9 protein-coding genes and 1 tRNA gene are annotated in these 12,270 nt (G+C 67.6%); 3 read left to right on the forward strand and 7 right to left on the reverse strand.

Translation table 11 applies throughout. The features are described from left to right. Positions 1–395: 395 nt before the first annotated feature. Complete coding sequence (locus BUR99_RS04970) at positions 396–911, forward strand: methyltransferase family protein (protein WP_234980734.1); 516 nt, start codon at positions 396–398, stop codon at positions 909–911. A gap of 505 nt (positions 912–1,416) precedes the next feature. Here the strand turns inward: BUR99_RS04970 and BUR99_RS04975 are convergent. From BUR99_RS04975 to BUR99_RS04990, 4 genes are all read right to left on the reverse strand, one after another. After that, the gene (locus tag BUR99_RS04975; RefSeq protein ID WP_074259176.1) at positions 1,417–2,583 is read right to left on the reverse strand and encodes a hypothetical protein; all 1,167 of its coding nucleotides are present in this window, start codon (positions 2,581–2,583) and stop codon (positions 1,417–1,419) included. An 893-nt stretch (positions 2,584–3,476) separates the two neighbouring features. Beyond that, positions 3,477–3,550, reverse strand: a tRNA-Ile gene (locus BUR99_RS04980). A gap of 10 nt (positions 3,551–3,560) precedes the next feature. After that, the gene (locus tag BUR99_RS04985) at positions 3,561–4,814 is read right to left on the reverse strand and encodes a glycosyltransferase (RefSeq protein ID WP_074259177.1); all 1,254 of its coding nucleotides are present in this window, start codon (positions 4,812–4,814) and stop codon (positions 3,561–3,563) included. Positions 4,815–4,983: 169 nt separating this feature from the next. Continuing rightward, positions 4,984–5,901: a DMT family transporter gene (locus tag BUR99_RS04990; protein WP_074259178.1), complete on the reverse strand. Its 918-nt coding sequence runs from the start codon at positions 5,899–5,901 to the stop codon at positions 4,984–4,986. Positions 5,902–5,941: 40 nt separating this feature from the next. Here BUR99_RS04990 and def point away from each other — a divergent pair, with 40 nt between their 5' ends. Then, complete coding sequence (gene def / locus BUR99_RS04995) at positions 5,942–6,505, forward strand: peptide deformylase (protein ID WP_074259179.1); 564 nt, start codon at positions 5,942–5,944, stop codon at positions 6,503–6,505. Positions 6,506–6,541: 36 nt separating this feature from the next. Here the strand turns inward: def and BUR99_RS05000 are convergent, their stop codons facing one another. Together BUR99_RS05000 and BUR99_RS05005 are read right to left on the reverse strand one after the other, a co-directional pair. After that, positions 6,542–6,847, reverse strand: coding sequence for an AzlD domain-containing protein (locus BUR99_RS05000; RefSeq protein ID WP_074259180.1), 306 nt, complete (start codon positions 6,845–6,847; stop codon positions 6,542–6,544). Next, positions 6,844–7,512, reverse strand: a complete 669-nt coding sequence (locus BUR99_RS05005; protein WP_074259492.1) for an AzlC family ABC transporter permease — start codon at positions 7,510–7,512, stop codon at positions 6,844–6,846. Before BUR99_RS05005 ends, BUR99_RS05000 begins: the two co-directional genes overlap by 4 nt. Before the next feature lie 184 nt (positions 7,513–7,696). Between BUR99_RS05005 and BUR99_RS05010 the strand changes: the two genes are divergently transcribed. After that, positions 7,697–8,182 (forward strand): GNAT family N-acetyltransferase, encoded by a 486-nt coding sequence (locus BUR99_RS05010; protein WP_074259181.1) that lies wholly within the window; start codon positions 7,697–7,699, stop codon positions 8,180–8,182. Positions 8,183–8,248: 66 nt separating this feature from the next. On the opposite strand, the gene BUR99_RS05015 is transcribed toward BUR99_RS05010, so the two are convergent. Then, on the reverse strand, positions 8,249–12,136 hold the full coding sequence (locus tag BUR99_RS05015; protein WP_200802663.1) for an outer membrane protein assembly factor BamB family protein: 3,888 nt from the start codon (positions 12,134–12,136) through the stop codon (positions 8,249–8,251). Between the last annotated feature and the right edge of the window lie 134 nt (positions 12,137–12,270).

Below are 12,270 nucleotides of genomic sequence, written 5' to 3' on the forward strand. Positions count from 1 at the left end.
CGCACCGTCGCGCCACATGCAGCCTCGCTCGACGACATGGGGCGTCTTGATCCACCGGACGTGCCAAAAGGCCGTGCTACACGTAGGTCCATCAGGCACCCCCGTACCTGGCGACAATCGAGATTCCGCCCCCGCGGATCTCGTGCGAAAGGCTACCCCTGTTTCCACCCGTTCCGCCAGCGGGAGCCAAAACATTCCCCTCCGGGGTCCTTCGGTGAGGATTTCGTGCGCCTCGCGGCTGGCGATCCGTTGCGGCGGCCAAGCGCAGTCCGTAGCGTCGGATACGTGGACGGCGCAGCGTTCGCCGGCGTCATGTCGACCGGTCTCTTCGGCATGAGCATCCTGCCCCAGGAACGGCAGGGTCCACGCCCTGTGCATCCGGAGCGGGTGTGATGATGTCCAACATCGCCCAGCACGCCACAGCGATCTATCAGAATCTCCCGCTGCCGGCCGGGTCGGCCATCGGCATCGTCGCGCTCCTCCTGCTCGACCACGTTCGCCCCGTTCCGTTGCCCGGCCCGCGCGCACCCCGACGTGCTGCGGGTGCCGCCGCGCTCGCCGCGGGGTGCGCGCTGAACGTGTGGGCGCTCGTCGAGCGTCGCCACCGCACTTCCGGGGAGTTCCAACTCGAGCAGCCTGAAGCTCTCGTCACCACCGGTCCGTACGCTTTCAGCCGTCACCCCATGTACGCAGGATGGTGGCTCATCCACCTCGGTGTCGGCTTGGTGCGCGGATCCGCGTGGGTGGCTGCGACGCTGCCTGCGGCAGTCCTCGTCGAGCACTTCGGCGGCTCAGTCGTTGAGGAACGCGAGCTCCGACGCCGGTTCGGTGCCGAGTACGCGCGCTACGGCGGGCGGGTGCCGCGATATGCGGGTCGATCGCGTCGGCGAGTCACCGGTGCTGCACGATGAAGATCTCCCGATTTCAGGATCAGCCGAACCGTGCCCGATCCAAGTACGTGCCACTCACGGAAGCAGTAGTAAATACCTGATCAGACGTGGTTTCCGAACGAGTAGGGCGGACGGGACTTGAACCCGTGACCGATGGACTCTCCCGGGACTACTCCCCCGGACTCCGAGTCCATCGAACCGCTCGACCGATCTCGACATGACCGGGGATTTCTCGCCGATCCTGAAACTGCACCTTTCAGACTACTCGGGATGCCTCGGACCGACTCGACCAGGCTCGACCAGGCTCGACCAGGCTCGAATCGAATAAGCGTTGGATAAACGTGAACGGTTCGAATGCCGACCATGCACCTGCAACTCGACCTCACGTCCGCGTCCCAACTCTGGCAGTCTGCACAATCGCGGAGCGCCGCACGACAGATCGAGGAGTCAACCGAAGGTGCCTCCCCTGGCGGCGGGGGTCTCGCTTGATCCTGGCGCCGGCCGAACGCCGGTCTGAGCGCGCTGCTCAGCCGGTGACCACGCACGCCGAGGAAGCGCGGATCACGATGCCGTCGGCCGTGCCTCGGATGGTGACTTCGACCGCGCCGAGCGCCTGCGGATCGGCCGCTGCGAAGAAGTCTGTCCCCGAGGCGCGGTCGGTTCGCGTGAAGCCGGCTGCGGTCCACACTGCGGTGACCGCTTCGTACCCGTCGTCGGCGCTGTCGGCGATCTCGAAGATCGGGATGACCGCGGTGCCCTGGACTTGTTCGCCGACTCCCGTCTCGCACATGGCGATCCCGACGTCGGTGACCCCGCGTATGCCTGCAGCATCTCCGGCGTCATCCAGGAAGCTCGTTACCGCCGCGCGATCCTCAGCGACACGGCCGTCAGCCGACGCGGCATCGAGCACCAACGGTGCAGCTGGCGCAGCGTCGAGACCTGCATCATCGCCTTCGGGCGCTTCGCCCGTGCAGTCTGTCGTGATGGGGAACACCACGTTCTCGCCGTTGATTCTCTTCAATGCGACCGGGGCCTCCGCAGAGGACCGAGTACGGACCTCGACTGTGCTCAAGGGGCCTGTGCCGAAGCCTGGGAGCTCCTCAATCCGAGCGACCACCTCATCCACCTCGGACGAATCCGTGACGTCGACGACCGCGGTCGGGTCGCTCTGGCTTAGAGTCACAGCGCTGGCGGTGCTCACTGATTCTGAACTGACGAGCACGCCGACCCCGTCGACGCCGCGAAGCTGCGAGACCGCCCCGGCCATCTCGGCCGGGGTGCTGAACTCGAGGCAGTCCTCCATGCCCTCGAGCACGAGCGACGCTGGCGCGCCGTCATCGTCGGCGGGGATCTGGAGCGTGACTGCCGCTGTCAGGTCAGCTCCCTCCTCGATCGCCCGCTCGATCTCGGTGGCGATCGCGCTGAGTGCACCGTGCTCACCCGCCTCGGCTGCCACCGGTAGGTCTTCTTCGACGTCGACGGTGATCCGCACTGACCACACGCGCTCGCGACGCGGCGTCATTTCGGTCGGGCCTTTCTCGAACGAGCTGTACTCCGTCGACACCTCTGTGACCCCATCGAGGGCGTTGAACTGATCGACCATCGAGTCGGCCGCCCACCGCACGGACTGGGGCGGAGAGTTGAGGAGGCTACAGCTGGAGAAGACGAACGCGGCCGCGAGCCCGAGCGCCACTGCCCAGGCACGTGCGCTCGCCCGTGCGCGAGGGTTCCGTCGTCTCATGGTCGGGAAGCCTAGCTGCGTCGACGTAGAAAGTCCGAGCAGGTGCGCCAACAATACGCCGAAATGCTTCCAGGCTGGCGCCGCAGGGACCACGAGGGATCTGCAGCGGATTCGAAGCTGCACTCCGGCGAAGACGAATTGGTTGTCAGACAGGCTCGCATCGGATCCATCGCAAGATGGTCAGGCCCGCCGTCGAGCCCGCGTTGTTCTCTCACAGAGCGGTCGTGAGAGACATGGCACGGCCAGCAAGAAGGAGAAGAAGGTGGCTCGTGGCGCGCGTTCCACGCGATGGGTGAAGGTGGCTGTGCAAGCCCTCATCATCTTCATCAAGTGGGCGATCGACAACCAGAGCTAGCTGCACGACAGGGCGCCTCCGGAGCGTCACGCGAGGAGCCTTCTGTCGTGCCACGGTCAGCTCTGCGGCGTCGTGGGGCTGTTTGAGAAGGTGCAAAGGAGTCGTGCTGCGTTCAGCAGAAATATCCTCGCTCCAGATTGCTCAGCGCCATCGATCGGATGACCTGGACGATCGCATAGACGACCTCAGCGAAGTACCCGGCTGCTTCGACTGCGGCGATTAGCGAGAACGGGTCCATCGGGTCACAGTCCTCGAATTACCGCCGAGCTCGCCAAGCATTGTTCCACTCGAACTGCTTCGCCACAGAGGACCGATGAACGATCGCTATCAGACACCGGGGACCGACGGCGCTCCTCGCCCGCCCCGTGTGAATAGACGTTGGAGAAACGATGGATATACGCGAACTCGGATCGAGAATCGACCGACGCCACCGTCGAGGCGTGCGTCATGTCAGGATAAAACACATGACCAGACGGTGTTCTTGTTACGGTAGGGCGGACGGGACTTGAACCCGTGACCGATGGATTATGAGTCCACTGCTCTGACCAGCTGAGCTACCGCCCCGCGCGCCGGGTCACTCGGGAGTGGCGGCCGGCGCGACGTCGGTGACCGGATCGGTCACCGGCCTCCCACGATACAGACTCTCGAAGGTCGAGATCGTGCGCTGGATGTCGTGTGCGGCGATCAGCCGGATCGACTCTTCCTTCAGTCTTCGGTACTCGGCCGGCGAGGCCTCGAGCACGATGCGGAGCTTCGCAGCGAGGTCCTCGGCATTGCTGGGCTCGAAGAGGTACCCGTTCTCGCCGTCGTGCACGAGGTGAGGAAGGGCCATCGCGTTCGCTGCGACGACGGGCAGTGCCGAGGCCATGGCCTCCATCGTCACGATGCTCTGCAGCTCGGCGATCGAGGGCATCGCGAGCACCGACGCGCGGTGGTAGGACTCACGGAGCTCGTCGTCGGTCACATAACCGGTGAACTTGACGCGGTCGGCGATGCCGAGCTCGACGGCGAGGTGTTCGAGGTTCTTCTTCTGGTCGCCGCCGCCGACGATCTCGACCTTGGCGTCGAGTTCCTTCGGAAGGAGGGTGAGCGCTCGCAGGAGCACGTCGATCTGCTTCTCGCCGGTGACTCGACCGACGAAGAGGATGCGGTTCTCCGTGCGCGGCTCCCAGTTGGGCGAGTACTTGTGCGCGTCGATGCCGCATGAGATCGCGTGCACGCCGACCAGGCCGGTGTGCTTCTCGAGGAACTGCGCGGCCTTGCGGGTCGGCGTCGTCACGGACTCGGCGCGACCGAAGGTGCGTCGCGCGGCCTTCCAGGCGAGGCCGACGGCCCACTCCTGCCACGCCGCGGGCAGCAGCGTGAACTCGAGCATGTTCTCGGGCATGAAGTGGTTGGTGCCGATGATGCGGATGCCGCGCTTCTGCGCTTCGACCGAGAGGCCGCGGCCCGTGATGATGTGCGACTGGAAGTGCACGACGTCGGGCTTGACCTGGTCGATGACCTTGGCGCTGTTCTGCCGGATGCGCCACGGGAGCGCGAACCGCAGCCAGTCGTGCGGATACCAGCGCCAGCTGCGCAGACGGTGCGCCGTGATCTCCTGACCCTCGTGCACCTCTTTCCAGGTGCCGTGCTTGCGGTTGCCCGCGGGGGCCATGACGTGCACGTCGTGACCGCGTTCGGCGAGGCCTGCGGCGAGGCGCTCGGCGAAACGCGCGGCGCCGTTGACGTTGGGCGCGAAGGTGTCGGCGCCGATCAGAACCGTGAGCGGTCGCTCGTTCTCGGCTCCGGCGGTGCCGGGGGTACTCGCACCGGGGGTGTCTGACACGTGGGGTTGTTCCTCACCATTTCAAGGGATCGAGGGCGATCGGCCCTCGTCGGGGCATCGGGGCGCTGCGATAGGCGGCTCGACGCGCGGACTGAATCCGACGATAGTCTACGCAGCGCACCGGATGCTCCCCTGTGCACGCATGTCGTCGGAGCAGCGGCCGCTCAGTTCACAGGCGGGTCTGTGGATGATTGCGGGCCAGTTGGAAGACACCCCACACCGCGATGACGCCGGCCACGATGAACACGCCGATCGCCCAGAGCGGCGCTTGCGACGCCTCACCGAGCACCGCGATGCCGATCGCCACGGCGACCATCGGGTCGACGACCGTCAGCCCCGCGATGACCAGGTCGGGCGGGCCCGACGCGTAGGCGTTCTGCACGAAGTACGCACCGAGTGCGGCGGCGCCGAGCAGACCGATCAGACAGAGCGCGGTGAGCCACTCGAACTCGCCCTGCTCCACCCGGCCGATCACGACCTTGGCGAGGGTGGCCACGAAACCGTAGAGCACGCCCGCCATGATCACGTAGTAGATCGCACGGATGTGCTGGCGGAACAGCGCGAACGTGACGCCGGCGGCCGCGAGCACGACGGCGAGGATGATGAGGATCGTGATGAGCTGCTTCTCGGTGACCGGCTTGTCGACCGCGGTGAACGCGGCGACGCCGACGAAGAGGAACACGCCGCCAACGCACATCACGATCGCCGTGATCGACTTGCGATTCAGCTTCACGTGGTTGATGCGCGAGTTGAGGATCGACGTGATGACGAGGGCGATGGCCCCGAGCGGCTGCACCACGATGAGCGGGGCGAAGTAGAGGCTCGAGAGCTGGAAGACGATCGCGAGCCCGAGCATGACCGTGCCGAGGACCCACGAGGGCCGGGCGAGCAGCAGCGTCAGTTGCTTGAAGTTCAGCCCCTTGCCGAAGCTGTCGACGGTGCGCGCCTCGACCTTGACCACGCCTCGGTGCTGGAACTGCGCTCCGAGGGAGAGGAACACCGCGCCGACGAGGGCGAGCGGGATCCCGATGAACTGGGTGGGGTCGAGTGCGATCTGCTCGGTGAGGTCGCTCAGGTCCGGTTCCACGCATCGACCCTACCCGTTCCGTGCCGGATATCCTTGCCGAATGGCCGTCCTCCCCATTCGAATCACCGGTGACCCGGTGCTGCATTCCCCCGCCCTCCCCATCGAGGAGATCGACGACGAGATCCGCACCCTCGTCGCCGACATGTTCGAGACGATGGACGCCGCGCCCGGCGTCGGGCTCGCCGGCCCGCAGGTCGGCGTCGGGCTGCGACTCTTCACCTACGGATGGGTCGACGAGGACGGCACGCGGTGGCGAGGTGTGGCGATCAACCCCGAGCTCTGGATCTCCCCGCCGCCCGCCGGCGAGCCCGACATCGACGAGGAGGAGGGCTGCCTCTCCTTCCCCGGCGAGCGATTCGGGCTGCGCCGCGCCGACCGCGCGATCCTCCGCGCGACCGACCTCGACGGCGAGCGATTCGAGATCGAGGCCGAGGGATGGCTCGCACGCATCTTCCAGCACGAGTACGACCACCTCGACGGCACGCTCTACACCGACCGTCTCGGTGAGCGCGATCAGCGCATCGTCGCGAAGATCACCCGCAAGCTCGGCTGGGGCAAGCCCGGCGCGCAGTGGATGCCGGGCGTCGACGACCTCGAGGCCTGAGCAGCGACAAGCCGGCGGATGCCGCGCGGCTCCGGTTCATCCGAGTGCGCGGATGCCGGCGGCGACGAGTGCGGCGACCGCCACGACCACGATGAACGGCACCCTGAGCGCGTAGAGCGCCGCGGCGACGATCAACGCGGGCACCCGCGCGTCGACCACGATCTCCTGGCCGACCCCGAGGGTCTGCACCGCGATGAGCGCGGCGAGCAGGGCAACGGTCAGGAGGTCGGCGATGCGCGCAGGGCGCTCGCGCTCGAGGAATCCGGCGGGAACAAGATGCCCGACGAGCTTGAGCGCGAGTGTCGCGGCGCTCGCGATGAGGATGATGTGCCAGGTGGTCACGACGTCCGCCGCCGATCGAAGAGGTTGAACCAGCCGACGACGATCGCGACCACGGCGGCCACCAGCACCGGAAGGCCGGGCATGAGCACCGGCGTGGTGAGGGTCGCGACGACGGCCGCCGCCACGGCGACGGCACCGGCCTGGAACCGCTTGAGGCGAGGCCACAGGAGGCCGAGGAATGCTGCGGCCGCCGCGGCATCCAGCCCCCATGCCCGCGTGTCGCCGATCGCATCGCCGATGAGTGCACCGGCGAGCGTGGTGAGGTTCCAGCCGACGAAGATCGTGATGCCCGTCACCCAGAAGCCGACGCGAGCCGCGCGATCGTTCGGCTGTGCCAGCGCCACCGCCGTCGACTCGTCGATGGTGACCCAGGCCGCGGCGATCCGCCGCCAGATGCTGCCGCGCCCGGTGGTCGGGTCGACATCGTCGACGATCGGCTTCATGCGCATGCCGTAGACGACGTTGCGGATGCCGAGCATCGCCGCTGTCGCGATCGCGGAACCGCCCGCTGCGACTCCCCCGCTCGCGAGCACGCCCACGAGCGCGAACTGCGATCCGCCCGTGAACATCACGAGGCTGAGGAAACAGGTCTGCCAGATATCGAGGCCGGCGGCCACCGAGAGCGCTCCGAACGAGACGCCGTAGATCGCGGTCGCGAGTCCCACGGCAAGACTGTCGCGGACCGCCGTCGAACGCTCTTCAGCGCCGTCGCCCTCGCCGTCGCCGTCGCCGGCGGCAGTCGCGTCGGCAGCGGTGCGCTCGTTCACAGACCCTCCTGTTCCGTCCTCCAGAATATCGGGACGTCGCCACCCAGGACGCGGCGCGAGTGGTCTCCGCTAGCGTTGGCGGGTGCTCACCTTCGTCCAGGTCGACCCGACGACCGAAGCCTCGCTCCAGATCCTCCGCCGGTACTACGACGACATCATCGGCCGCTACAACGGGCGTCCTGCAACTGCAGCCGAGATCGAGGAGACGCTCGCCGAGGAACCGAGCGACGACCTGCGCGGCGAGACCGGAGCGTTCGTCGTCGCGCGCGAGGGCGAGGAAGTGCTCGGATGCGCCGGGGTGCGCTACATCGATGCTGCGACGGGTGAACTGACACGCGTCTTCGTCACGTCGGAGGCACGGGGCCGCGGGCTCGGCGCGGTCCTGATCGGCGAGGTCGAGCGGGTCGCGATGCGAGCAGGCCGAAGCCGGATGCGACTCGACGTGCGGGGTGATCTGGTCGAAGCGAGACGCCTGTATGGTCGCGCGGGATACCGCGAAGTGCCGGCGTTCAGCGACGCGCCCTACGCCGACCACTGGATGGCGAAGGATCTCGTCGAGCTCGAGTGAGCTGCAACGGGTGAAGAACCGTCGGGCGGTCGGCGCATCCGCGCCGACCGCCCGACAGAGCGGGATCTATCCGCAGGACCTCCGCTCGTACTCCACGTACCTGGTGGTGGTGACGTCCTCCCCGTCGATCTCCGCGGTCGCCGTCACCGTCACCTCACCGGCCGGAAGCACCTGCTTCCGAGTCGAGAACGGGTGGAACGCCTTCTCTCCGGGCGCCACGCCGTCGAACGACTTGTCGCCGAACTCGGTGGCGATCGAGACGTCGATCGGAACCTCCTCGGCGTTGACCACCTTGACGGACAGCTTCGCCTTCGGCCCGGCACAACGGCTCTCGGCTGTCACGTCCATGGCGAGCTCCCGCGCAGGTTCGGCCCTCTTGGTGAACGCATGGATCGATCCGTCGTCGGTCAGCGCGTATAGCCAGTCGCCACTCACCGAGAGCGCCGAGGCGACGCCGCCGCCGAGGTCGTACGAGGCGACCAGCGAACCGTTCGCCCGGTCGAGGGCGAGCAGGCGGCCGTCCCACGTCCCGGCGTAGACCACGGACTCGGTGACGAGCGGATGCATCGCAGGCGACCCGACCGCGCCGGCACCGCATCCCGCCCGTCCGGGGTCGTCCGACGGTGCCTCGCCAGGCAGGTACCCGACCTCCGTCGCCCAGATCGGGGTGCTCGGGGTCTCCGACGCGGTGTCGTATGCCCTGATGACTCCGTCGATCGCCGCGACGTAGGCGATCTCGCCGCGAACCGCGGGACTCGTGACCGGCGGCGGGCCGGGCTCGCACTTCTCGCCGGAGAGGGCGGCGTGCCACAGCACGTGCCCGTCACCGGGATCATGCGCACGGACGCCGTCCTTCGTGACCGTCACGACCTTCGGTTCGCCCTGTTCGGGATCCGTGAGCGCCGGTGACGACATGCTCTGCAGGCCGCCGTTCGTGCCCGTGGAGCTCGTCCGCTGACAGGTCGACAGGTCGAACCCGATGAGCGTCTCGCTCGACCCGCTGTGCATCCAGGCACGGTTGCTCCCGGGCACGCGCACCGCCGTGCTGTGGAACTCGCCCCATGCCCCCGGAGCGGAGAACCCACCGGGGAGCTTGCTGCCGTCCGCCGCATCGCGGCAGATCACACTGCCCCATTCCTGGTACACCGCGACGGCGCGCCCCTCGGCAGGGAGGTCGAAGACGCTCACGGGTCCGCCGGCGCGTCCGTACCTTCGCACGGATGTCTCCTGGCGGTGCTCGTCGTCGATGGTCTCCCACACGACGGCTCCCGTTTCGGCGTCGAGCGCGTAGAGCCGTGCGTTCGACGTCGTGATGTACACCTTGCCCTCGTGCAGGGAAGGCGCCGACTCCGCATCGCCATCCAGATAGGTGCGCCAGAGCTCGGCACCGGTGCGGGCGTCGTACGCCAGCATCATGCTGTAGGGCGAATCGAATGCCTCCGACGCGACGATGACTCGCCCGTCGGCGATGACCGAGCCATTGAGGTTGAACTGCTCACCCGTGTTCTGGACCCACTGCAGGTCGAGTTCGGCGCCCGGATCCGTCGCTGCCGACGAGCGCCCAGCCTCCGTTCCGCCCTGCCGTACCCAGTCCCCGTCGAACGCAGGTTGCTCGTCTGCCGCCTTCGTGACGCTGAACGAGGTCGATCGCTCGGGCCATCCGTTTCCGTCGGTGCCGACCACCGAGACGTCAGCGGTGTACTCGCCGGCGCGGAGTGACGGGATCTCGCTCACCGCGCGCGTCCAGGAGATTCGTGCCGGCGGGCATGGTTCGGGCCCGTCACCGCCAGGCTCCGCATAGCAGTTCTCGCGACCGAGTGCGGCTGGGTCCCCGCCGAACTCCAGTTCCTCGGTCCAGACGACCCGCCCTCTGGCGTCATGCACCGTGACCGTGGCCGCAGCGGGTGTGCGTCCGTCGTCCTCTGCGTAGACCTGCACCGGAACGGGACTGCCCGCGTCGAATCGACCTCCCTCTCCCGGGCTCACGAGTGCGGCATCGTCATCGATCTCGAACTGCCGGTGCGTGCCGAACACGAGCCCGCGGTCCTCATTCTCCGGCGTCGACTCGTCATCGGTGATGGCCGAGAAGTCCAGGATCTTGTAGTCGGGGCGGGAACCATCGATTCCATACGTGCCCTGGTTGTTGATCTCGACCGAACGGGCGAATGCACCCCGCCGGTACTCCGCCTGCTGATTGTGCCCGGCAGCGAACATGCGTGTGTCGTATCGGGCGAGCTCATCGACGATCGGCTGCATCCCGGCGCCCGGACCCCACTTCGTGAACAGGGAACGGTGCGCGAAGACGAGCACCTGCTTGCCGACCGCGTGACGCTTGAGATCCTCCTTGAGCCACGCGAGCTGCGGCGCGAGGCCGCGTGCGTCGTAGTTGTCCTCGAGCACCACGACATGGCGGCCGTTGCGGTCGAACGAGTACCACTCGGGTCCCATGTTCTGCCGCCAGAACTCCATGCTGCCGCCGTATCCCGAAGAGCCGGCCGGCCCGCCGACGTCGTGATTGCCCATCACGGGATAGAACGGATGCCCGAGGCCTCCATCGCGCAGACCGTTGCGCAGAACGTCGTAGCCCTTCTGCCGTCGCTCCGTCGCTGCGTAGTCGGTCACGGTGAGGTCACCGGTCGTGATCGTGAAGCTCGCGTCGTCCACCTCGGAGAGTGTGCGGACCCGTTCTGTCCACTGCGCGAGAGAGCCCTCCGCTGCCTCGTCGGTGAATCCGACGACCTCGGTGTCGGAGACCATCAGCCACGTCTCGGTCGGGTCGGAGGCGCGCTCGTCGGGGACGAGACCGAGGTCGACGCCCTCGGCGGCGGAGCCGCTCGTGTCGACCTTCGCGAAGAACTGCGGCACGAAGTCGTCGCGCAGGGTCGGCGTGAAGCCGTCGGGCGAGACGACGCTGACCAGGTCGGTCGCGCGGCGGGCGGGATCGATGTCGATCTGGTACCGACCGCTCTCATCGGTCGTGGCCCAGACTTGGCCGTCCGTCACCGAGAGCCCCGCCATGCCGGGCTCGCCGTCGTCACGTGTGCCGTCGGCGTCCTGGTCGGTGTAGACGATTCCGCTGACCGGCACTTTGGTGGCGGTGGATCGTGGCGCGAGGGTGAAGGTGATGGGAGCGACGATCGGGTCGTACCCGTCGTTGGCGAGGAAGTGCGCCTTCCAGGTGCCGGCCGAGAGGCCGCCGCTGTCGAAGGTGACCGTGCCGGATGGGCCGGCCGTGTACTTCCACATGGTCGCGGCCACGGGACCGGGCACGTCAGCCGGCCGGTAGAGCCCCACCCAGTTCTTCGACGACGGCGTGTCCGTCTTGTAGCTGAACGTCAGCGGATCGCCCTCCTTGGGATTCTGCGTCACGAGCACCAGTTCGTCCGGCACCTCGGTCGCAGTGGCGGCATAGCCCGGCACCAACGCCAGAACGAGCGCGCCGACCAGTACGCCGGCGACGCCGCGGACCCGACGAGCGCGCCATGGGCGTCCGCTCGTCGAACCACGGGCGTTCGGACGTGTGCTCACATCGGCTCGGACCTTCCGAGACCGCATCATCCACACTCCGAACGCCACGGCGGCCGCAGCCACGAGGCCCGCGAGCAGCACCAGGAGGAACGGAATGGACGGTGCAACCGGATGCGCGCCCCCGGCGTCGACCACGGGCGTCGAGGGCTCGGCATTCACCGTCATGCCGTCGAAGTCCGTGACCACTCGAGTCAGCCCAGCCGAATCGACGAGCGACGAGAGATCGAGCGCCGACACCCGGCAGGCCCAGTTGAGCTCGACGACGACGCCACCGGGCGCGCCGACCTCGGAGCCCGGATACGCGACCGCGTCGGCCGGACAGGGTGCGGCCACCCGAGTCCCGACGAAGTCCGCAGCGACGTCGACGCCGGCGATGCCCTCGGGCAACGTCAGCACCGCCATCGATGTCGAACCCGTGCGAACCACGAGTTCTGCCTGATGCTCACCGACGTGAGCGGAAGCCGGTACGGGGACCAGCGCTGTTGCGAGCGCAACGAGTAGGGAAGCGGCCGTGAGCCGCAATCGAGTTTTCACAGACGTGAGGTTATGGGCAGCACGAG

This window comes from Agromyces cerinus subsp. cerinus, from assembly GCF_900142065.1.
Taxonomy (GTDB): Bacteria; Actinomycetota; Actinomycetes; order Actinomycetales; family Microbacteriaceae; genus Agromyces; species Agromyces cerinus.

What these genes read in the sequence shown, in the direction of transcription:
- BUR99_RS04970 (WP_234980734.1), top strand. Translation starts at nt 396, where the DNA reads ATGTCCAACATCGCCCAGCACGCCACAGCGATCTATCAGAATCTCCCG.
- def (WP_074259179.1), top strand. Translation starts at nt 5,942, where the DNA reads ATGGCCGTCCTCCCCATTCGAATCACCGGTGACCCGGTGCTGCATTCC.